The sequence below is a fragment of the Vibrio hangzhouensis genome, from assembly GCF_900107935.1.
Lineage (GTDB): Bacteria > Pseudomonadota > Gammaproteobacteria > Enterobacterales > Vibrionaceae > Vibrio > Vibrio hangzhouensis.
This window is the reverse complement of the sequence record NZ_FNVG01000031.1, coordinates 19,027-41,792: the sequence shown is the minus strand read 5'-3', so window position 1 is coordinate 41,792 and position 22,766 is coordinate 19,027. Positions and strand designations below refer to the sequence as shown.

Annotated in this window: 21 protein-coding genes; 9 read left to right on the top strand and 12 right to left on the bottom strand. The window is 46.4% G+C overall.

The annotated features are described in order from the left end of the window. Positions 1–2 precede the first annotated feature (2 nt). Positions 3–371 carry an ATP-binding protein gene (locus C4S60_RS20780; RefSeq protein ID WP_103882215.1) on the bottom strand — a complete coding sequence of 123 codons (369 nt, stop codon included), beginning with the start codon at positions 369–371 and terminating at the stop codon, positions 3–5. A gap of 182 nt (positions 372–553) precedes the next feature. Between C4S60_RS20780 and metA the strand changes: the two genes are divergently transcribed. After that, positions 554–1,495 (top strand): homoserine O-acetyltransferase MetA, encoded by a 942-nt coding sequence (gene metA, locus C4S60_RS20775; protein ID WP_103882214.1) that lies wholly within the window; start codon positions 554–556, stop codon positions 1,493–1,495. A 51-nt stretch (positions 1,496–1,546) separates the two neighbouring features. Here metA and C4S60_RS20770 read toward each other — a convergent pair whose 3' ends face one another. Further along, positions 1,547–1,798, bottom strand: a complete 252-nt coding sequence (locus C4S60_RS20770; RefSeq protein WP_103882213.1) for a DUF3081 domain-containing protein — start codon at positions 1,796–1,798, stop codon at positions 1,547–1,549. Positions 1,799–1,894: 96 nt separating this feature from the next. Then, a complete protein-coding gene (locus C4S60_RS20765) occupies positions 1,895–3,562 on the bottom strand; it encodes an AMP-binding protein (protein ID WP_103882212.1) in 1,668 nt (555 codons plus the stop codon). 228 nt (positions 3,563–3,790) lie between these two features. On the opposite strand from C4S60_RS20765, the gene pilW reads away from it, so the two are divergent. Then, on the top strand, positions 3,791–4,531 hold the full coding sequence (gene pilW / locus C4S60_RS20760; RefSeq protein ID WP_244183160.1) for a type IV pilus biogenesis/stability protein PilW: 741 nt from the start codon (positions 3,791–3,793) through the stop codon (positions 4,529–4,531). On the opposite strand, the gene rlmF is transcribed toward pilW, so the two are convergent. From rlmF to C4S60_RS20740, 4 genes are all read right to left on the bottom strand, one after another. Next, positions 4,523–5,581 carry a 23S rRNA (adenine(1618)-N(6))-methyltransferase RlmF gene (gene rlmF, locus C4S60_RS20755; protein ID WP_103882210.1) on the bottom strand — a complete coding sequence of 353 codons (1,059 nt, stop codon included), beginning with the start codon at positions 5,579–5,581 and terminating at the stop codon, positions 4,523–4,525. The two genes, pilW and rlmF, sit on opposite strands and share 9 nt — an antisense overlap. Then, positions 5,565–6,074, bottom strand: coding sequence for a M48 metallopeptidase family protein (locus C4S60_RS20750; RefSeq protein WP_103882209.1), 510 nt, complete (start codon positions 6,072–6,074; stop codon positions 5,565–5,567). Before C4S60_RS20750 ends, rlmF begins: the two co-directional genes overlap by 17 nt. Positions 6,075–6,288: 214 nt before the next feature. Then, positions 6,289–7,473, bottom strand: coding sequence for a D-alanyl-D-alanine carboxypeptidase family protein (locus C4S60_RS20745; protein ID WP_103882208.1), 1,185 nt, complete (start codon positions 7,471–7,473; stop codon positions 6,289–6,291). A gap of 412 nt (positions 7,474–7,885) precedes the next feature. Continuing rightward, positions 7,886–9,154: a sensor domain-containing diguanylate cyclase gene (locus C4S60_RS20740; RefSeq protein WP_103882207.1), complete on the bottom strand. Its 1,269-nt coding sequence runs from the start codon at positions 9,152–9,154 to the stop codon at positions 7,886–7,888. Positions 9,155–9,464: 310 nt separating this feature from the next. Between C4S60_RS20740 and C4S60_RS20735 the strand changes: the two genes are divergently transcribed. The 7 genes from C4S60_RS20735 (at position 9,465) to C4S60_RS20705 (ending at position 14,911) form a co-directional block, all read left to right on the top strand. Beyond that, positions 9,465–9,743 (top strand): hypothetical protein, encoded by a 279-nt coding sequence (locus tag C4S60_RS20735; protein WP_103882206.1) that lies wholly within the window; start codon positions 9,465–9,467, stop codon positions 9,741–9,743. A gap of 102 nt (positions 9,744–9,845) precedes the next feature. Next, positions 9,846–10,070, top strand: coding sequence for a hypothetical protein (locus C4S60_RS20730; RefSeq protein WP_103882205.1), 225 nt, complete (start codon positions 9,846–9,848; stop codon positions 10,068–10,070). A gap of 278 nt (positions 10,071–10,348) precedes the next feature. Further along, entirely contained in the window at positions 10,349–11,473 is a 1,125-nt protein-coding gene (locus C4S60_RS20725; protein ID WP_425275151.1) for an ABC transporter substrate-binding protein, read from the top strand. Between the two features lie 6 nt (positions 11,474–11,479). Next, the gene (locus C4S60_RS20720; RefSeq protein ID WP_103882203.1) at positions 11,480–13,186 is read left to right on the top strand and encodes an ABC transporter permease; all 1,707 of its coding nucleotides are present in this window, start codon (positions 11,480–11,482) and stop codon (positions 13,184–13,186) included. Continuing rightward, the gene (locus C4S60_RS20715; RefSeq protein WP_103882202.1) at positions 13,152–13,799 is read left to right on the top strand and encodes an ATP-binding cassette domain-containing protein; all 648 of its coding nucleotides are present in this window, start codon (positions 13,152–13,154) and stop codon (positions 13,797–13,799) included. Before C4S60_RS20720 ends, C4S60_RS20715 begins: the two co-directional genes overlap by 35 nt. Continuing rightward, a complete protein-coding gene (locus C4S60_RS20710; protein ID WP_103882201.1) occupies positions 13,792–14,397 on the top strand; it encodes a CDP-alcohol phosphatidyltransferase family protein in 606 nt (201 codons plus the stop codon). The genes C4S60_RS20715 and C4S60_RS20710 overlap by 8 nt, the downstream gene beginning before the upstream one ends. Positions 14,398–14,563: 166 nt before the next feature. Next, positions 14,564–14,911, top strand: a complete 348-nt coding sequence (locus C4S60_RS20705; protein WP_103882200.1) for a YajD family HNH nuclease — start codon at positions 14,564–14,566, stop codon at positions 14,909–14,911. Positions 14,912–14,971: 60 nt separating this feature from the next. On the opposite strand, the gene dkgB is transcribed toward C4S60_RS20705, so the two are convergent. From dkgB to zwf, 5 genes are all read right to left on the bottom strand, one after another. Then, complete coding sequence (gene dkgB / locus C4S60_RS20700) at positions 14,972–15,778, bottom strand: 2,5-didehydrogluconate reductase DkgB (RefSeq protein ID WP_103882199.1); 807 nt, start codon at positions 15,776–15,778, stop codon at positions 14,972–14,974. Between the two features lie 126 nt (positions 15,779–15,904). Then, a complete protein-coding gene (locus C4S60_RS20695; protein WP_103882198.1) occupies positions 15,905–18,274 on the bottom strand; it encodes a putative bifunctional diguanylate cyclase/phosphodiesterase in 2,370 nt (789 codons plus the stop codon). Positions 18,275–18,283: 9 nt separating this feature from the next. Beyond that, positions 18,284–19,273 carry a polyamine ABC transporter substrate-binding protein gene (locus C4S60_RS20690; RefSeq protein ID WP_160111392.1) on the bottom strand — a complete coding sequence of 330 codons (990 nt, stop codon included), beginning with the start codon at positions 19,271–19,273 and terminating at the stop codon, positions 18,284–18,286. A 288-nt stretch (positions 19,274–19,561) separates the two neighbouring features. After that, positions 19,562–21,010, bottom strand: a complete 1,449-nt coding sequence (gnd, locus tag C4S60_RS20685) for a decarboxylating NADP(+)-dependent phosphogluconate dehydrogenase (protein ID WP_103882196.1) — start codon at positions 21,008–21,010, stop codon at positions 19,562–19,564. Positions 21,011–21,103: 93 nt separating this feature from the next. Further along, positions 21,104–22,606 carry a glucose-6-phosphate dehydrogenase gene (zwf, locus tag C4S60_RS20680; RefSeq protein WP_103882195.1) on the bottom strand — a complete coding sequence of 501 codons (1,503 nt, stop codon included), beginning with the start codon at positions 22,604–22,606 and terminating at the stop codon, positions 21,104–21,106. Positions 22,607–22,766 lie beyond the last annotated feature (160 nt).

The following is a 22,766-nucleotide window of genomic DNA, read 5'->3' as shown; positions in this document are numbered from 1 at the left end:
CATTAGTCCTGCCACCGACGACGCATTCTATCTACCACCTCATCACTTACCCCATGAATATTGGGGTAACTTCCATTGCAAACGATGACTTCTAATTGCGCCCGATACCTTTGCGCCAATGTGCGGTAGGCTTTCATTTCCCACAACCGCACAAACGTGTTAGCGATTACTACATCCTCTCCATTGGCAAGTGCCTTTTCTGCCTCGCTCTGACACCAGAGATGCGCCTGCTCAATCTTATCGGAGTCGTAATGATAGTCACCGTTGTCGTCCATGAAAAACATGTCAGCTTCAAAGTGCTTGCCGGGCAGTGTTTTCGCGAGCGTTGACTTTCCAGACCCCGGCAGCCCCCGAATAAGGGTCAGTTTCAATTGTGGATACCTTTATGTTTGAACCAGGTTTAATTGTACCCATATTTGCCAGTGAACACAGTGTAGGATTCATTCACTGCTGGGAATTGAACTAAAATTAACTATCGACAAGCAAAAACGTTTGCGTTAACTTTAGATGTATAGACGTCCAGAAGACCAAACATTAGCTTAGGGAGAAAGCTGTGCCAATTAAGATTCCCGATCAACTACCTGCATCCAATGTACTCAGACAAGAGAACATCTTTGTCATGTCAGAAACCCGTGCGGCAACGCAGGAAATTCGACCACTCAAAGTACTGATTCTCAATTTGATGCCTAAGAAAATTGAAACGGAAACCCAGTTCCTGAGACTTCTCTCAAACAGTCCACTGCAGGTTGATGTTGAACTGCTGCGTATAGACGACAGACCAAGTAAGAACACGCCAACAGAGCACTTGGATACCTTTTATCGTCAATTCGAAACGATCAAAGATCGTAACTTTGACGGGCTGATCATCACTGGTGCCCCTTTGGGACTGGTTCAGTTTGAAGATGTCATCTATTGGGAGCATCTACAAACCATCATGAACTGGGCCAGCAAACATGTTACCTCGACACTTTACGTATGCTGGGCTGCACAGGCGGGTCTGAAGTTGCTTTACGATCTACCAAAAAGAACGCGTAAAGAGAAACTGTCAGGGGTATATCATCACACCATCCAGAACCAATACCATCCAATCTTGCGCGGTTTTGATGACTCTTTCCTTGCGCCTCATTCGCGCTATGCCGATTTCTCACCGGAATATTTGGAGTCACACACCGATCTGGATATTTTGGCGACCTCTGATGTAGCGGGTGTTTACCTGGCAACCACAAAGGACAAACGAAATGTGTTTGTTACAGGTCACCCTGAGTACGATTCACATACGCTACATAATGAGTATGTGCGTGATTTAGGGGAAGGTATGGAGCCTGCGATTCCGGTCAATTACTACCCCAACAACAATCCGGACAACAAACCGATTGCCAGTTGGCGCAGTCATGGTCACCTGCTTTTTTCCAACTGGCTCAACTACTGTGTTTACCAGCAGACGCCATACGATTTGGAACACTTCAGCGAAGCGGCCTTTACGACAGACGAGTAACCTATTCCGACTAAAATTGGCTTCCTAGCGGTTCGGGAAGCCATTGAATACTTACTTCGCTAAGAGTGCCACTTTTTTCAAGAAACTATCGCGTAAATGTTCCTGATCGTACTCAAGGTGATAGGTATTGTGAAAGCCCACCTTAAGCTCAACACCATTGCCGCGCATAAAGACGTTATAGCCATCATAATCTGAAAAAGCCTCAACACCTTCATAGATTTTACCAAACTCTGTGTCGGTACCATGAGCCATGATGTTGTCGTAGGCCTGAAGGATTTTTCCGGGATCAAGTTCGTTTTTCATCGCTGTCTCCTACAAACGCAAAAGCCACACTATCAGTGTGGCTCAGAGGGTTACTTTGCGCCAATTTTAGCTGGCTATTCAGTGACCAGAAGCAAGTTATTGGTCTCTTAGTACTCGACGCAAAATTTTACCGACGTTGGTTTTAGGCAGTTCATCTCTGAATTCAATGACTTTAGGGATTTTATATCCGGTCAGATGTTTACGACAGTGCTGCTTGATGTCGTCCGCAGTCACCGCCCCATTGGTCACCAAAATGAGCTTCACGCGCTCGCCTGCCGCATCATCCGGAACGCCAACAGCAGCGGCTTCGATGATCTTCGGGTGTAAGGTCGCTACTTCTTCGATTTCTGTAGGGAATACATTAAAACCGGAAACCAAAATCATGTCTTTTTTGCGGTCTTCAATATAAAAGATGCCGTTTTCGTCCATACGACCAATATCACCGGAGTACAGCCATCCATCATCGGTCAGGACAGAACGAGTTTCCGCTTCCTGCTTCCAATAGCCTTTCATTACTTGATCGCCACGGATTTGAATCTCACCCACTTCATTCACATCAAGGGGTTCACCATTCTCATCCACAATACGCAGCTCGGTACTTGGCATGGGTACGCCTACAGCGGGAACATAAGACTGTTGGGTATGGACACCACCAGCGACAACAGGAGAACATTCAGTGAGACCATAGCCTTCGATAATTGGCATCCCTGTGATTTTCTGCCACTCTTCGGCAACGTGCTGCTGAGTGGCCATGCCGCCTGCAATGGTGAACTCGGCGTTAGAGAAATCCAGTTCTCTGAACTTGGCGTGATTATTGAGCGCAGCAAACAGCGTATTGAGACCAAATATCATCGTAAATGGATATTTACTCAAATCGTTTACAAAGCTGTTGAGATCGCGTGGGTTGGTAATCAGTAAGTTACTGCCCCCCATATACATCATCAGCATCATACTCACCGAGTTCGCAAAAATATGATAAAGCGGCAGTGGGGTTACGGCACGCTCTTTGTCTTTCGCGGTGCGCGGCCCAAAATGACCAAAAACCTGCAGCACGTTGGCAATGATGTTTCTGTGGGTCAGCATGGCCCCTTTCGCCAGACCAGTGGTGCCACCGGTATACTGCAAATAAGCCAGATCGCTGCTCTCAATAACAGGTGGTGCGAAGTTCATGCGCTGTCCGTCCGCCAGTACACGGCGTAGCGAAATCGCCCCGGGTAGGTGATATTTAGGGACCATCTTCTTCACGTACTTGATCACAAAGTTAACTAGCGTCCGTTTGTGAGGGGCGAGTTCATCACCAATGCTAGTCAGAATGACGTGTTTAAGACTTGTCTTCGAAACCACTTTCTGCAGGCTGTCGCCAAAGTTTGTCACGGCGACGATAATGGTCGCCCCAGAGTCGCGCAGCTGGTGTTCCAATTCTCTTGGCGTGTAGAGAGGGTTGACGTTAACAACCACAAGACCCGCTTTGAGTGCGCCTAAAATCGTGATGGGGTACTGCAGCAGATTCGGCATCATCAACGCGATGCGATCGCCTTTTTTGGCCTTTAATTCCGTCTGCAAATAAGCAGCAAACGCGTCGCTTTTCTCACTCAGATTACGATACGTTAGTGAATGGCCCATGTTGACAAACGCCGTGTTGTCGGCGAACTGGAGGAATGGTCGTTCAAACATCTCATTGATGTTTGAGTATTGGTCGATATCAACACATTCTGGCACATCGTCGGGGTAAGTCTTTAACCAGGGTTTGTTGTCTGCACTCATTGCTGCTTTACCTAATTGCTTCGTCACTAATACTGTAACCAAGTTAAATCAATAGATATAGATTTGAGTCATTATTCTAATTTATTTGCTTGTTTTATAGGCAATAATGCAACATTGCTCAAATTTTTTGCGTCACTGCTCGCATTGCATTTTAGCTGCGGTTTCCTCTGGTTCTCTCAAGATTACGATATGTATAGCATTTTCCCATTCATAAACAAGAGAGAAAGCGTGCCCAACAATTTCAAACTGTTTTGCCAAACTTTAACGCTTGCGCTGAGTATTCTGAATTACGGATGCGTTACTGTGGATGCCGAAGCAGAGGCCGAATCGGTAGACCCGGTCAGCGCGGCAGAATCCCGCATTGCGTTAGGGATAGCCTATATGGAGCGAGGGCACTACCTGCGAGCAAGGCAAGACTTCGAAAAGGCGTTGGAACTCGCCCCCGACTATTATCGTACTCACCTTTCAATGGCACACTTTCACCAGGTGGTTGGGGAGTTGGATTTGGCAGAGGATACCTACAACAAAGCGTTAAAACGTTACCCAAATAACGGCAATGTCTATCACAATTACGGCACGTTCCTGTGTAAACAAAATCGTTATGATTTGGCTGACCAGCAATTTCATCTTGCTATCCGTCAACCCTCTTATTTTAACATTGCCGACAGCTATGAAAATGCCGGATTGTGTGCACTAAAAGCCAGTCAGAACAGTAAAGCAAAAGATTACTTAGAAAAAGCGTTGGCACACGATCCCTTCAAGCCGAACGCAACCATACAATTGGCTGCGCTAGAGATGGGCGCTGGCAATTATACCTCGGCGCGTGTGCGTTTACTGACCTTCCACCAGCGCTACGGTTACCAAAAGCCGAGCTTAAAGCTTTTGATCGCTATCGAACAACAAAGCGGCAACGTTGTCATGGCCAGTCATTATCAGCAACAACTGAACCTACTGGAAGCATCAAAGTAAATGGATGGCAATGTTCTGGCGCTGATCCTTAGACATAAACGTCCAGGCAAGGAAGCGACTCTTCTTCTGTCCCTGAGACATTTCCTGAATCACGATGTCCATGGCTCCAAGTTTCTCAAGACGCTTTCTAAGCGGGCGAATATTGTCTTTTTTGGACAGCAAGGTGCTAAACCAAATCACTTGTGATGCAAAGTCTTTACTTTCCTGCGCCATGTTAAGTACGAAGGCCTCTTCGCCTCCGGGACACCAAAGCTCTGCATTTTGTCCACCAAAATTGAGTTTTTCACTCGATTTGGCTGCGCTGTATTGACCACGCGACTTTTGATTTTTGGAGAGATTGTTGTTTTTGCGCTCCGTGCCTTTTTGCGCGTCTTGCATCGACTTGTGGAACGGTGGATTGCAGGTTGTGGCGACAAAAAAATCATCGGAAGTAATCACGCCAGCAAAGATATGGTTGCTGTTTTTCTGATGTCGAATCTCAATTTTTCGCGCCAGTTTGTCGTTGTTATTGACTATCTCTTTGGCACAATTCACGGAGATTGGATCGATGTCCGACCCTACCCAATTCCAGTGATGACGTGTCGCACCCACAATCGGATAGATACAGTTCGCGCCGGTACCAATATCTAGCGCTTTAACCTTGAGGCGAGCTTTCTCAGGCTGCCCTTGCATCAAATCATATTGCAACCACTCATTGAGTCGATGTACATAATCCGCTCTACCAGGGATGGGTGGGCATAAATAACTCTCAGGAATGTCCCAATAGTTGATGCCATAGTAGGCCTTTAGCAGCGCGCGATTAAGCAGCTTAACAGCAGCAGGATCGGAAAACACAATCGTCGCCTCCCCCTTAGGATTGCTGACAACGTAATCTTTCAGCTCAGGGAGTGCTTGCGTGAGTTCAGCGAAGTCGTAGCGGCCATGGTGAAAGTTGTCTTTGTGAAGACCCTCAGCTTGACGTTTAACTAACTGAGTTTCTGAGCTCGGCTTTTTGTTCTTCTTAGTCTGACCCGGTTTGCTCTGAGCGCGTTTATTATTTTCGGTCTTCATGCTTAATTTCCTGATAGATCATAAATAGACGCGCATCGAACTCTAACTGATGGTAGTCAGGCTCCATATGACAGCATAATTGGTAAAACGATTTGTCGTGCTCTTTCTCTTTGATATGAGCCAGTTCATGCACCACTAGCATCCGCAGTAACGGCTCAGGCGCATGTTTAAACACGCTAGCAATTCGAATTTCGTTCTTGGATTTTAGCTTGCCACCATGGGCGCGAGACACATAGGTGTGCAAACCAAGCGCGTTGTTTATCAGGTGAATTTTATTGTCCCAAATAACTTTTGAAATCGGCGCTGTTTTTTTCATGTAGCGCTGTTTGATATCCATGGTGTAATCGAATAACGCTTTTTCACTCTGGATTTGATGACGCTCTGGATAACGCTTTTCAAACCAGGTAACAAAACGCCCGCTTTCAATCAGTGACGATACCTGTTCGATAAGGTTTTGTGGATACCCGGATATGTATTTTAGATTTGGGTTCATGGTCACTCTCAGCTTTATGGGAGCGACATTCTAGCCGGGTCTTGCTGTGAAGAAAAGATACTCTCACGATTTCCCGTACAAGCCGAAGAGTCAGGTTACCTGATAATACGTGCGTCAACCAATATGAACAGATTACATACCGCTTGTTGTATTACCAGGCATTCATTCCAATGAGCCATTACAGTCCGGGTAATTCTACATTACCCGGCACACCTCAACTCTCCCACAACCCTTTAGCATCAGAAAACAGGGACTTAAACCAGAGCACCACACTGTCCCAGGCTCTTTTGAATATGGAACCTTGTTCGACACTTGATTTGGCAATCAATGGCTCAGAGGCTACCTCATCGGTACCAATTCGCCAGGTGACGCTACCGACAATGTCCCCCTGCTTTACTGGGGCAATAAGAGGTGCGTAGATCTCCGTCTCCTTAGACAAACTTCTGTTGTTTCCTCTTAAGTACGTTGCGTACACATCTTGTTCAAAGCCGACCTGAACACTGGCTTGCTGGCCTTTCCAGACTCGTACGGTTGCCTCATTTTTATCTGCTTCGGCGAGTTGTTCCGTTTCATAAAAACGGAAACCATAATTAAGCAGTTGCCTTGAAGCCTCCACCCGTGTTTGCTGACTCGGCGTTCCCATGACGACCGATATTAATCGCATTGGCCCCTGAACTGCAGAACTGACCAGGCTGTAGCCCGCCTCCGAGGTGTAACCCGTTTTTCCTCCATCTACATTAAGAGAGTTATCCCACAACAAGCGATTTCGGTTGTACTGTTTGATATCCGCCCAAACAAACCTTTTCTCAGAATACAATTTGTACACTTCTGGCACATCTTCAATGATACGGCGCATCAAAGTCGCCATGTCCAGAGGGGTTGTATGAATACCCTCGCCATCCAAACCATGAGCATTTATAAACTGTGTACTGCTCATTCCTAACGTCGCCGCCCACTGGTTCATTAGTGCAACAAAACCACTCTCGGTTCCCGCCACGTGCTCCGCGAGAGCCACTGCCGCATCGTTTCCTGATTGAACGATCAGACCTCGCATAAGGTCGGCCACCGTGACGTTGTCACCAGGCTTGATGAACATTTTCGACGAGTCGGGAAACTTCACCGACCATGCATTTTCGCTTACTGCGACTTTGCTGTCCCAGGTCGTACGTCCGGATTCAATTTCTTTACCGACCACATAAGCGGTCATCAATTTGGTCAGACTCGCCGGAGCAAGTGCAACGTCTTTATTACCATCAACAAGAACAGCGCCAGATTGATAGTCCATAAGCAAATAGCCTTTCGCATTAAGCGAAGGTGGGTTGGGTGTCACCAAGGCAAAAACGGACGCCGATGAACACAAAGTTATAGACGCAAGCAAAAGTGACAAAGGTTTATTCATCTCACGGACTCCTTATTCTGTGAGAGCCACGTGCATACATCGATACAGGGAATTTCGACGCATTAACGTCTGTTTAAAATCTTCGATGTGGGCACGGAGCGAAAGTTTTTCTCCCCTCCCCTCAAACTAGAATAATATCGACAAGTTAGCTTAGTTTTTTTGTAAGATTTATTTCTATTTCTGCGACATAGCACTGTTGCGCTCCTCATCTGGCCACATCGGTTTCACGACCAGATTGATAGCACAGATTAACCTGAATATGACATTTTGGTATGAATCAGCCCCGACAGACGTGTGCAGCAGACTAAAAGACGAGGTTATCTTGGTAAGGAGGCTTCAAGGTAAAGGAATTTCATACTCTATAGATCCACACTTTGTAACAATCACTACCAAAGAAATGAAGTCTTAGTGGCTATGCGGTGCAATCGAAAAAGACGCTTTTCGAACCTGGATGTGTTTTCGCCTGATACATGGCTTTATCAGCCACGCTAATCGCTGTCGCAATGTCTACTTCCTGGCCATAACACAGAGTCGCTCCAACACTGATATCGGTAGTTAACGAGTAACCGTTTGTCAAAGCAATAGAATGGGATGTCACTTGCAGCAAATGGTCAGCCAGACTCAGCACATGCTCTTGACTATTAAGGCCCGGCAGAACAACCAGAAACTCATCGCCTCCCAAACGCGCAACAATATCATTTTGGCGGGTAAAATCTCGCAACCTGTTCGCCAGAGTCGTTAACACTTCATCACCACTGCTATGCCCATAAGTGTCATTAATCTGCTTGAAGTTATCAATATCGAGATACATGAAGGCGACTTTTTCGGAACGCTCTCTGCAATGGCTCAGCATGTCGTGAAGTTTGCTATTCAGTAGGCGACGATTAGGAAGTCCGGTCAAGGGATCCAGATTCTGAGCTTCAAGGGTTCTCAATTCTCTGGCTTTACGCTCGGAGATATCCCGTACAATCGCGAGCAGGTACTGTTCGTTGTTAAACTCAATCAAATTCACATTCGCTTCTATAGGAATCTCAGACCCATCTTTGCACTTGTGGGTCCCTTCAACAAAAACGTTGTGAGCCAGTTTCAATTGCTCAACATGCTCTTGCCAGGTCATCACTTTGCGAAATAGTGGGTTGATGTCCGGTACTGTCAGGCGAAGAAGTTCTTCTTTGGTGTAACCCAGTCGCTTATAGCCAAGTTCATTACAATTGAGGATTTGTCCAAAAGTGAGATCGGCAACATAGATGGCATCGTGAGACTTTTGAACCAACTGATCTAACAGCAACTCAGCCGCCTGAGACTGTCGCGTTCCTGATAGGTCAACGATCTGAGACATGAACCATAGTACCTCGCCATGCTCGTCGGTTTCGGCGACAATGTTGAGCAGAGCCAGAATTGAATGTCCATCTTTGTGGAGGTAGCGCTTATGCACCTGAACCGACCTATCCGGTGATTGGGTTAGTTTTTCTCTTACCTTATGATTTATTGCGATGTCTTCGGGATGAGTAAGCACCACGCCAGAAGACAGGATTTCAGTTTCGCTGTAACCCAGTAGTTTGCGCAGGGCAGGATTGGTGTAAAGAATTTCACCAGTTGAAGAACTCATCGCCGTTGGTACCGGCGTAATGTCAAATAAGCGCCTGATCGCTTTACTCATTTGATTGCCGATGTTTGACATACGATCCCCAGTGCTACTTCATAATTGTTTTTTTATACTTTTTCGGGCTTCCGTCCCCGGGGCTACTTGTCCTTTAAACAACACCTCGACCTTACCCATCTTCAACAGATGAGCTCTTTCTGGTATTGCTAACCAAACTATAGATAACTGAGTCACAAACCAGCCTTCATTTATAATTAATTTTGTTAATTACTCATAAATGAGACAATCTATAAACCACAGTTTTCACTGAAAATTACTCATTTGGTGTAATGTCCCTGGGATAGTTACTGAACTATCATCGCGCTTTCACTTCTCCAATTATCGCGATATGAGTAGCAAACCCAACCTTACTGACGCCACCCTTGAGCTCATTACTCAAGTTAAAGTCGAGCTCCCCCTGTATTCTGAAGACACATTTGTTTGCGGCCCAGATAACTCGTGCATCGGATGCCCTAAAAAGTTATTGGAGCTGGTTGAATCCGAGGTAAGTTACTGGGAAAGCGCCGTATCGAGAGGAATCATTCCAAACTTCGAAGAATTACGCCGCTTTGGCAAGCTCTGCAAGAGCGTCAAACGAGGTCTGGTTCGAAACGGTATTGTGAACTGAGCTACCAAGCCAAGATATTTTCAGAAACGACGAAATAAATGCCCTCGAACCTCGGTCTGTTGGTTCTCGTGTAACTGTAAAAAATGACTGAGGGCCGCCGTCATGAAAACCGAAGTAAAGCTCTTCCACTGTCAAAGCGATACACCATTGGCTCGCCTTTCTCTTGAATTCTATCAGGTCAACATGTTGCTTGATGAAATTCAATGCAGCTCATCTTACCCTCATTGCGAGGTCACCCGCATTGAGGTCTTCGAATCGGGTCATCTCGTTCGCTCTGTCACCGCATGCCTGACTCCTGAGTTAGAAAACCTATTTGAGCGATTTTGATCCCTGCCCGCGCCTCAGTTTTCTTTCTATACTCATTATCAATGCGAAAAATTAATCGAAGCAACTGAAATTTATCAAGTTCTTGTCCGGTCTGCTATGACAGCCATTTTTTAGGTTATATCTCTATAGATGGCGATAAGAGTATTGATTATCACGAACCAACCTTTAGTATCATTTAGTAACAATCGGGCAAGGTTCGCCTCTGATGGCATAACATGGATTATAAAATGAATAACAGAATAAAACGTTCGACCGTGCTTTCTACACTCGCTTTCACAATGGCATCGCTGTCTCTACCCGCGTCCAGCCAGACAGAAGCTCAGAACTGGGACTCCGTATTACAACAGGCACAGGGACAAACGGTTTACTTTCACGCTTGGGGTGGTAGCCAGGAGATCAACCGCTATTTGCAATGGGCGGGAAAGGAAATAAAAAGTCAGTACGGCGTGACGTTCAATCATGTCAAAGTATCCGACATCGCAGAAACGGGATCGCGCTTACTGGCAGAAAAAGCAGCGGGTAAAAATGAAGGTGGCAGTGTCGACATGGTGTGGATTAATGGCGAAAACTTTAAATCTATGAAGGATAACGCGCTACTCTATGGTCCATTTGTTTCTACCTTACCGAACTGGCAATACGTAGACAAAACATTGCCGGTTGATAGTGACTTCTCCGAACCTACCGATGGCCTTGAAGCGCCATGGGGCGTGGGTCAATTGGTATTTATCCATGACACTGACACATTAAACAATCCGCCGATGTCTTATATGGAAATGCTCAACTATGCCAAAGCATACCCGAATAAACTGAGCTACCCGAAACCACCCGAGTTCCATGGTACCAGCTTCCTGAAATCACTATTAATTGAGCTAACCGACAACGATCCAGCGCTATCAAAGCCAGTATCAGAAGCGGATTTTGCCGGTGTCACCCAACCTCTTTGGAACTATCTGGACGAATTCCATAAGGTCGCCTGGCGAGGAGGCAAACAGTTCCCGGCAGGGACAGCGGAAACCATTCAGCTTCTGGACGACGGTCAACTTGATCTGGCTATTACCTTCAACCCCAACGCTGTATTTTCAGCTCAGGCAAACGGGAATTTGAGTCCCACTACCAACGCCTATGCGATGAATAGCGGCGCATTGTCCAATATTCACTTTCTGGCCATACCCTGGAACGCCAACGCGAAAGCAGGTGCATTAGTCGCCATCAACTTCTTACTAAGCCCGCAAGCACAGTCTCGAAAAGGCGATATCAATATCTGGGGCGATCCTTCTGTGTTGAGCAAACAACACTTAACTGGCAGTGCTGCACAAACCCAGCAATTTAAATCAGTTGCCGAACCTCACCCTAGCTGGCAAAGCGCTCTCGAGCAAGAATGGCTCAAGCGTTACGGAAGCTAACCAACGATGTTAAGGCTGTTGTACACCCTATTGGTGATAGTCTGTATTCTGCCCACCATTCCGGGTCTGCTTGGGGTGGTGGTCGCTTCGCTGGGGTATATCCCGCCACTGAACCTGCATCATTTTGGCTTATCCGGCTTTGAGCAGGTTTTCTCCTGGCAAGGTGTGGAAACCTCTATTGCGCTTACCTTCACAACGGCAATTTTTAGCAGCTATCTGGCATGCCTTGTGACATTCGCCATTTTAGCGTCAAGTTGGAACAGTCGGTGGTGGAAAAGTATTGAGTTACTCCTCTCTCCATTACTAGCGCTGCCCCATGTGGCATTTGCTATCGGGTTTGCATTTTTGTTTGCACCTACTGGCTTTGGTGCGCGAGTTATGGTCGATGTCTTGGGGTTTGAGCAACAAAGCAGTGTTTCCGAGTTCGCCTGGTTGGTCAAAGACCCTTATGGTCTGGGATTGACCCTGATGCTGGCGATGAAAGAAGTCCCATTTTTGCTGTTGATGAGTATTCCCATTTTAAAACAGCTTAAAGTCCGCGAGTCTTTGCAGATAGCCACTTCGCTCGGTTACTCCAGCAGCGCAGCCTGGTGGCGAGTACTGTTGCCCCAGTGGTTTACCAAGATTCGCTTTCCGATGCTTGCCGTCATCGCCTACAGTCTCTCCGTAGTCGATGTCGCCCTTATCATCGGCCCAACCAATCCACCAACGTTTGCCGTACTGGTGTGGCAATGGTTTAACGATCCTGACCTCAATCTTCTCCCTAGAGCCAGTGCGGGAGCCGTAATACTGTTTGCCATAGCCTCGCTATTGATTGCTGTTGCGAGAACTGTTGAATACCTTGTTGTCAGCCGTTGTAATCGGTGGCAGTATTCTGGGCGCCATTCCATTCGCATACCGGGTAAAACGCTATTTTTGTCGCTCCTCACCGTTGTGGCTATCATGACGCCGCTCACGGTACTTTGGACATTCGCCCAGCGTTGGCGGTTTCCCGATGTTGTACCTAGCCAATACACGGTCCGCTTTTGGCAATACGAATGGTCAAGTATGTCAGGCGTTATTACTCAAAGCCTGACCATTGCCATCATTGCTGCGACCATCGCCCTGTTGCTAGCCATCATAGGCCATGAATATCGCAGTAAATATCGTCTTCAGGTACCCGGATTCATTATTGCCATTCCTATGTTGCTACCTCAATTGAGCGTTCTATTCGGTTTACAGGTGATGACCCTGTTGCTGAGTGATCAACACTATCTATTCTGGGTATGCTGGTCACACGTCTTTTTTGCGTTTCCGTTTGTCTATTTGTCGCTAGATGGTCCTTGGCGGGGCTTCAACAAGCGCTACACGCAGGTCTCTTTGAGTCTGGGTAAATCGCCACTACAAACCTGGCTTCGTATCAAACTGCCTTTGCTATTTCCTGCCATCGTCTTTGCCTGGGCGATTGGTGCCAGCGTCAGTTTAGCTCAGTATTTACCCACCTTAGTGTTGGGCGCTGGAAGGATTTCCACCATAACCACAGAGGCAGTAGCACTCTCCAGCGGTTTCGACCGAAGAGTGACCGCTATTTACGCGCTGTTTCAGGCACTACTTCCCTTGGTGTTCTTCTCCCTGGCGATTTTAATCAGTCGCCTGAACAACCGATATCGTCGAATTAAAATAAAAGGATGGCCAATTAATGACGCTTTCACTAGAAAACCTCACCATTCATAAAAACGGTGGTGAAGTGCTGTTTTCTGACTGCAGCTTCCAAATCGAATCTGGAGAGGTACTGACCTTAATGGGCCCCAGTGGATGCGGAAAATCGACGTTGCTGGATGTGATAGCCGGCCACCTATCGTCTGAATTTACTTTTTCAGGTTCAGTCACATTGAATGGACAACGTATAGAGCGCCTTGAACCACACAAGCGTCGTGTGGGCATCCTGTTTCAGGATGATTTGTTATTTCCCCATTTAAATGTGTGGGAAAATCTGGCCTTTGCGTTGCCCGACGACTGTAAAGGGATCCAGCGCGAACAATCCGCCATGGACGCGCTTGCCAGTGTGCAACTTACCCAGGTAGCCAGCCAATATCCCGAGCAACTCTCAGGTGGACAGCGAGCACGGGTTAGTCTGATCAGAATGTTGCTGGCCAAGCCCGAAGCCGCCCTTTTAGATGAACCGTTCAGCAAACTTGATAAAGAATTACGGTTTCAGTTTCGCGACTGGGTTTTCGAACAACTAACCGCGGCCAATATCCCAACGCTTATGGTCACCCACGATGAGTCGGATGTCCCTGCTGATAGTCGCGTCCTAACATGGCCATGGAATAATCACTATGCTTGATAGTCTGAGTATTAAAATCATCCGCAGGCCTTTGTCTACGGGTGCCAAGCTGTTGCACCGTGCTGACATTACCGCCAATCAAACCACGCTGTTTGGCTTTGGCATTGGCTGCCTGGCCTTTCCTGCACTCGTGTTGGAACAATATTGGCTGGCATTGGTATTGATACTTGTAAACCGCATTTGCGATGGACTAGATGGCGCACTGGCACGAATTCAGGGGATTACTGATGCGGGAGGCTTCCTCGATATCAGTCTGGATTTTCTGTTTTACTCCTTAATCCCTTTTGGCTTTGTCGTGGCTAACCCAGAGCAAAATGCTGTTGCCGGAGCTTTCTTGATTTTCTCTTTCATCGGCACCGGCACCAGCTTTCTGGCCTTTGCGGTCATGGCAGGAAAACGGGGCATTGAAAATCCGGTGTATAAACATAAGTCTTTGTATTACATGAGTGGTTTAACAGAGGGTACGGAAACCATTGGCTGTTTTATCTTGCTTTGCCTCATGCCCGCGCACTTTGCGACGATTGCCATCGTATTTGGTATCGCTTGTTGGTTTACAACATTAACTCGCATTTACTCCGGGTTTCAGACTCTTCAATAGAATGAACGATGGCCGTCGAACATCACGCGTTGCTGCCTGAAGTCAATGCCTATAAGGCAGAGCGTTGTTGATCGCATTAATCACACTTTCAGCGGCCAAAGTTTTCTACTTACGACACTGTGATAGAAACAGACCAACACTGACTATTTGGTTGAGAGAGTAATTTATGGCCTCTGATTTCTATGGCACAAGTGCGGCTTACGCTCGCAAAGAAAGTGGCTATCGCGAGAAAGCACTTAAACTGTATCCTTGGGTTTGCGGCAGCTGCGCTCGTGAGTTCGTCTACTCTAATCTTCGGGAACTGACCGTGCACCACAAGGACCACGACCACACCAATAACCCGGAAGATGGAAGCAATTGGGAACTGCTGTGCCTGTATTGTCACGATCACGAACACTCTAAATATACTGAACATGAGCTATACGGGAGTGAAGTAAAACCCGGGGAAGACAATCATCAGGCTGCCACACACAACCCATTTGCCGAACTAGGCAAAATGATGAATAAAAAATAGTGAATAAGAAAACGTCAGTGACTACTATCATCTGACGTTTTTCTTACAAACAGATTCGCGCTAATCCCATTCGGGAGCGAAATCAGGATTGGCTAACCGATGTCCACGATCCAATCCGGCAATAACCTTCATATCCTCATCATCAAGCGTCACCTGTGAGTAGGCTAAATTGCTTTCAATATTGGCTTTCTTGGTTGACGACGGAATCGTAACAAAACCCGATTTAGCCATCCAGGCCAACACTACTTGCGCCGCTGTCGCACTGTGCTTTTCAGCAATATGCTTAATCGAACCGTCTTTTAATACATCGCCGTAAGCAAAAGGCATGTACCCTGTGACAATCATGTTGTGGTTGCTGCAAAACTCAGTCACTGGCTTGTTTTGTAAATAGGGATGTACTTCAACCTGGTTGGTATACAAGACATTTTCGCCCAGAATCTCTATCGCCTGCCTCATATGTGCAACTGTAAAGTTCGACACACCAATATGACGAGCTAAGCCAGTGTCCTGAGCATGTTTCAGCTCCTGCAAATACTCTTCCATCGGTACTGCGTCATCTTTTAATGGCCAGTGAATCAGCAACAAATCCACATAATCTAGCTGAAGGTCGAGTAAACTCTCCTGAAGGCTTGGGATGAATGATGCCTTACCCAGTCTGTCCATCCATATCTTGGTGGTAATAAACAGTTCACTCCGTTCTACGGTCGAATCGGCCAATGCCTGCCCTACTTCTTTCTCATTGCCGTATATCTGCGCCGTATCAATATGCCGATAACCAGCCTCCAGGGCCATTTTCACTGAATTGTAAGCGTCTTCGCCTTTAAGCCGGAACGTACCGGCACCCAGCGTAGGGATAGAAAGGGGCATAACGTCTCCTTAGCAGTCATTGCTATGTGATTGTTAACCTTACTATAGATTCCGCAAGTGATACCCGTCCAGCGTTATATATGGAAACTGTCGCAGCTGTGCCGATAGACTAGTTGTACCGCCTAGCTAAGTACTTTCCAGGACTCGCACGTTTAAGTCGATTAACTCAAGAAACGCATTATGAGAAATGGGTTTACTCAACAAATACCCTTGCCCAAAGATGCAGTCTCGTTGCAGCAAATAGTCTTGCTGTAGCTCGGTTTCAATGCCTTCTGCAATTACCTGCAAACCATATATTTCGGATATTGCCAGGATAATATTGACGATCGATTGCCCCGAAACAGCATCAATCTGACCAACAAATGAACGATCAATCTTAATGCAATCTACCGGATAATGAGTCAGTTGACTAAACGCAGTATATCCAGTACCAAAATCATCCAATGACAGCAATATCCCCATTGCTCGTAAACGTTTTAAGGTCTCAATGCTCTCACTATCCGGAGATAACAGCCTGGTTTCGGTTAACTCCAAATACAACTTGCCTGCTGGAACAGCATACTGCTCCACCAATCGTGCCATCAAAGAAACAAAGTTATCGTTCTTCAGTTCTACTGATGAGATATTGACCGAAACGTAGCCAAGAAAACCATCGTCCTTCATCTTTTGATATTGGCTCAGAGCATGCTCTAATACCCACTGGTCGATGCGCTTGATCAAACCCGAAGATTCGGCAATCGGAATGAATACATCGGGACCAACGTTCAACTCCGCCAACGCTTTGCAGCGAAGTAATACCTCGTATCCCACGACAACTGAGTCTCTCATATCGTAGATTGGCATGTAGACCAGTTCGAAGCTGTCTTCCACCAGTGCTTTGTTGAGTTCGTCTTCAATCAATTGCCTGCGAAACACGTCTGCCGCGATGGTTTGATCAAACATCACGTAGCGGTTACGACCTTCAGCCTTCGCCCGATACATCGCCGCATCGGCACTTTTGAATATTGTGACCATGTCTGTTGGCGCACCACTGGTCAATGCAATACCGATACTGGCTTGTACCTGATGGCACACTCCATCGAGATAAAACCCGTGCTCAAACTCCGCCAGGATTTGACCTGCAATAGCCTTTGCGGTGTCTGCATTAGGAATTTGAGTCAACAGCACCGCAAACTCATCACCAGCGATTCTGGCGACGGCTCCGCTCTGGAAATACCCCTGACAAGTTTGGCTCGACATTACGAGCTTAAGTCGCTCGCCAAACTCCTTTAACAAACGATCACCGGTCACATGACCGAAATGATCATTGACCCACTTAAAGTTATCAAGGTCGATAAACAACAGCGCTGAATAGGTCTTAGAACTCGTCACTTCACTCAGACTGTCATTAAGTAGATGTTCAAAACTTCTTCTATTCGGCAATCCCGTCAAGGTGTCAAATGAAGCTAATCGTTGCAAATCTACCAATAATTTAAGGTAGGCGTTGTTGAGCTTCGAGACTTCATCCTTCCCCGGCAACAAATCAAAGTTTCTGGTCGACAATCTAGATGTATCATGAATGCGATCGTGAAGACGATTGATCGGATTAACTACTGTCGCCAAAAAAAGCAGACGAATTAAAAAAAAGCTTACTAAAGAAGCTGCAATAACAACAAATGTGATCAGTTGTCGACTTGAAATCAGATACTCATCTACTGAATGACTGGCAATCAGAAGCTCGAGCTGGAAAAAACTTGAACTCATCACTGCACGAATATCACCACCTTCTAGCACAATATCGATTTCTGAATCTGATAGTGGAAATTCGACGGCGACAGGTTTGAAATGAGAACGAATCTGTACGCCTATATTGCTCTCGAGCGAACGAGAAAACTCCGCCAAAGAGTTAATCTTTGCGATTTGAATAGCCACTAAATAACCGTTGGCAGGTGTGGCAAAATCATCATAGGTTAATAAGCGCGAGGAAAACATCTCTGACAATAATAAGTTCAACTCACCACTGTCAGTTTCATAGATAGCTAAGTTCTGTGAAAACCTGTCACTGGTTTTAAATGTTGACAGCATCTTATCGATGAACTGGAATGGATCTGTTGGAAGTTGCTGAGGCTGAAACGGGTCTTTCCTCGGAGTGTAATCAAGCACGACGCCATCACTTTGATTCACTATATGAAGGCTAGACACATCTCTCCCCAGATAAGTGCGCTGCAACATTTTGTACAACGCAGCATCCAAAGAAAATGCCTGATAGTGATGGTATTTCTCGTTAACATAGCGAATCATCTCCGCACCATTTAACGCTTCAGACAGGGTAGACTGATGGGTTCTGATTTCCAGGCGAATCTCTTTATCCAATGATTGCAAATCTCTTGCCAACCACTGCTTGAACGCATCGTAAGTGTTTGTTCTTGCAGCCTGATAAACCGAAAATCCACATAACGCAAATATCATAGTGATAAGTGGTAGCAAGGTAATGTCCACTTTAGTGACTAATCGCATTATCTTAACCTACCGCAGTGACTGCTGAATCTTAAAACGCAACCTCTGTCCATTTGAAGCAATAGGTTGATAGTGGTGGCTTTTCTCTAGTACTTCTTGATCTGGGAAGAGTCCCGAATCTGTTCGGTATTCCTCTGACGCTAACTCAAGCGCCTGAGTGACAGGTGTTGCCATCCATACTGACTCTGCATTTTGGATCGCAATCTCTGGCCTGGAAAGAAAACGAACAAACTCGAGGGTCTGAGGATGAATCTCTCCAGAAGCTGGAAAGGCCAGACACTCTGTCCATATGACCGTCCCCTCTTTAGGTACGACATAGGTCCAATCCGCTTGACCTGTTACTTCAGCAATCGAATACTCATCGCCTGAGTAACCCAATGCCATTGTCATCTCACTACTCGCTCCATGGCGATAGGCATACGAATCACCATACTCATAGGCAAGCACATGGGGGGCCTGTGTCTGAAATAAACCGTAAGCCTGCTTCAAGGTATCCACATCAGAAGTAAATGGGGATTGACCGGCGGCCAACAACGCACTTGCAGTTCCATCCACAATATCGCTGTACATTACTATTTTACCTTGGTGCTCTTTGGGAGGGTGAAACAGCTGTTTCCAGGACGTAATCGGTTGCCTTGCCACTTCACTTCGATAAACGATACCTAACGTGCCCCAACTGTAGGGAATGCCGTACTCACCACAGGCCTGTTGAAACTCTGAACCAAAGCGTTCCGGCATTGACCTGATTAGATCACTGACATTGTGAAACAGCTTCTTGTTGCCCATTATCTGCAAACTCCAGCCATCAACCAACACCAGATCGAAGCCATTGGCTCGACCGCTATTGATGACCTCATCCCTTAGATCTTCACTGGCAAAATAGTCTTGCGCTATTTTAATACGATGCTCAGATTCAAATTGCTCGACCAGCGTTTGGTCAAGATAACCAACCCAATTATAAAAAAGGATCTCTTGTGCTTGAGATCCAAGTGAAACCATCCACACCCAGAAGGTGAAAAGGCTTTTTTTTGACAACATCATCACTGTCCAAATTGTATCCTGGCTTGTTTGCTGACTCTCTGCCGGAGTCTATGCCAGTTATGTTCATTCTGAGCCCGAATGATATATCAACCCTGACTAATAAATCGATATGCTAATGATGCAACTGTGAATAAGATTCCGTTTACGCAATGTATTCTGGCGCACGTACGTCTCAATTTGCTTAGCTTGAACCAAAAAAAAGCCTTACGACATGCATCGTAAGGCTCTATTTAATCAACTTTGTGATTATACGTCGTAAGTCGTAGAAGCAGTATTACCGCCTGTACCAGTCCAGTTAGTGTGGAAGAACTCACCACGTTCACGGTCGATACGCTCATACGTGTGAGCACCGAAGTAGTCACGTTGAGCCTGCAGAAGGTTTGCAGGTAGACGTGCCGTTGTGTAACCATCCAGGAACGTAAGAGCAGATGTTGTACAAGGCATTGGGATGCCCGCTTCAAGAGACTTAGCGGCAACCTTACGCCATGCTACCAGGCTGCTTTGTAGAATGTTCTTGAAGTACTCATCTGAACCCAGGAATGCAAGATCTGGGTTTGCTTCGTACGCGTCACGGATGTTGCCCAGGAACGCACTGCGGATGATACAACCACCACGCCACATTAGCGCCACGTTACCGTAGTTCAGGTCCCAACCATTCTCATTTGACGCTTCACGCATTAGCATGAAACCTTGAGCGTAAGAAATGATCTTAGAGGCTAGTAACGCTTGACGTAGTGCATCCACCCACTCTTGCTTGTCGCCTTCAACTGGAGTGATTGTCTTACCGAATAGAGATTCAGCTTCAACACGTTGCTCTTTAAGCGCAGATAGGCAGCGCGAGAATACAGACTCAGAGATAAGCGTTAGTGGAATACCTAGGTCTAGAGCGTTGATACCAGTCCATTTACCCGTACCTTTTTGACCCGCAGTATCAAGAATCTTCTCAACTAGCGGCTCGCCGGCTTCGTCTTTGTAGCCAAGGATGTCAGCCGTGATTTCTACTAGGTAGCTGTCTAGTTCAGTCTTGTTCCAATCAGCAAATACTGCCTGCATTTCGTCAGCAGACATGCCTAAGCCGTCTTTCATGAACTGGTAAGCTTCAGTAATTAACTGCATGTCGCCGTATTCGATACCGTTGTGCACCATCTTAACGAAGTGGCCAGCACCGTCGTTACCAACCCAGTCACAACAAGGCTCGCCAGCGTCAGTTTTTGCAGAGATACCTTGGAAGATAGGCTTAACCGCTTCCCAAGCTTCAGCAGCACCGCCTGGCATGATTGAAGGACCAAAACGTGCACCTTCTTCACCACCAGAAACACCAGTACCGATGAAGTGGATGCCCTTTTCACGGCACTCAACAACACGACGGTTAGTGTCGGGGTAGTTGGTGTTACCACCATCAATGATGATGTCACCTTTGTCTAGCAACGGTACTAGAGCTTCGATGAACTTATCAACCACTTCACCCGCACGCACCATTAGCATCACTTTACGTGGTGACTCTAGCTTCTCTACTAGCTCTTCTAGTGAATATGCACCAACAATGTTGGTGCCTTTAGCAGCACCTTCCAGGAACTCGTCAACTTTTGCAGCAGTACGGTTGTGAGCCACTACTTTAAAGCCGTGGTCATTCATGTTTAGGATAAGGTTCTGACCCATTACCGCCAGACCAATTACACCAATATCACCTTTCATTGTTCTCTCCATCAATTCGGCAACTTAACTTGCTGCTTTAAACTTGTTGTCGAGCTAAGTTGTGCAGCGCCCTCAGCTCGACCTAATCGGCAATTACAGTTCGCAGTAGTCTGTATCAGTCAGGTTCTTACATGGGAAACGCCATGCGCGACCATCACTTTGTAGCAGTTGATCAGATTCCTGAGGCCCCCAGGTACCACACGCATAACCAAACAACGCTTGTGGATCCTGTTTGAAATCCAGAATAGGTTGCACAAACTCCCAACATGCTTCTACGGCATCACTTCTTGCAAAAAGCGTAGCATCCCCATTGAGTGCATCAAGTAACAAACGCTCGTAAGCAGTAAGCATTTGTGTCTCTTGCAGCGATGCATAGTGGAAGTTCATTTTCACTTCCTTAGCGTGGAAGCCAGCACCGGGCTCCTTGAGACCGAAGCTCATCTGAATGCCTTCATCCGGCTGAATACGGATGATCAGTTTGTTCTCTGGCGCATCCTGACCAAATACCGGATGTGGTGTGCGTTTAAAGTGGATAACCACTTCTGTCACACGAGTCGGCAATCGTTTACCTGTACGCACATAAAAAGGTACGCCGTTCCAGCGCCAGTTATCGATAAACATCTTGAGGCCAACGTAAGTTTCGGTACGCGAATCGTCAGCGACACCTTGTTCATTGCGATAGCTCGGTAAGAACTGCCCACGAACGTTTGATTCTGTGTATTGACCCAATACCAAATTGTCACGGAGATCTTGTTGCGACAGTGGACGTAGACATTGCAGTACTTTTACTACTTCATTACGGATTGCATCGGCATTGATTTGCGCCGGAGATTCCATGCCAACCATCGCAAGAACTTGCAGCAGATGGTTTTGGAACATGTCGCGCACCGCACCAGACCCATCATAATAACCGCCACGTTCTTCTACGCCCAGGAATTCAGCACCAGTGATTTCAACATAGTCCACATACTGATGATTCCATAGTGGCTCAAACATCGCGTTTGAGAAGCGAAGTACCAGTAGGTTCTGAACCGTCTCTTTACCCAAATAATGGTCAATACGGTAGATTTGGTGTTCCTGGAAATGCTCGTGGATTTCTTGGTCCAGTTTGCGGGCAGACGCCAGATCATAGCCAAATGGCTTTTCGATGATAAGACGTTTCCATCCATCGCTTTCCCCGTTTAAACCGTGTGCCGCAAGACTTGCTGGAATAATGCTATACAAGCTAGGCGGTGTAGCCAGGTAGTAAAGGGTATTGCGTTGCTCAAAGCCATATTGCTCGGCAACATCATCAAGACGCGTAGCCAGTTTGGCATAATCTTGAGTGTCTGAAGTATCAATCGCTTGATAGTGAAGATGATTACAAAAAGCATTGAGCGTTTCTGGCTCGGTCTTTTCCATCTCTTGTAGCGACTGTTTTAGCTTTTCTCGGTAAGTCTCGTCACTGTATTGAGTGCGGCTAACACCAAGAATCGCGAATGATTTAGGCAGTTGATTACTAGCATACAAATGGTAAAGCGCAGGGATCAGCTTACGGTACGTAAGATCCCCTGAAGCACCAAAAATTACGATGCTGCTATTTTCAGGTATTACCATCTTTTTTCCTTAGACAATGGGGGCAATTGTTTAGCGGACGCAATGTTAACAGCGTGCTAGATAAAAAGAAAATAAGTTTTGCCTATAGGTAAGATAGGCAAATTCACGCCATACATGACCTCCGACCAGACACCTGAAAATCTTGCGACACGCTATTAGA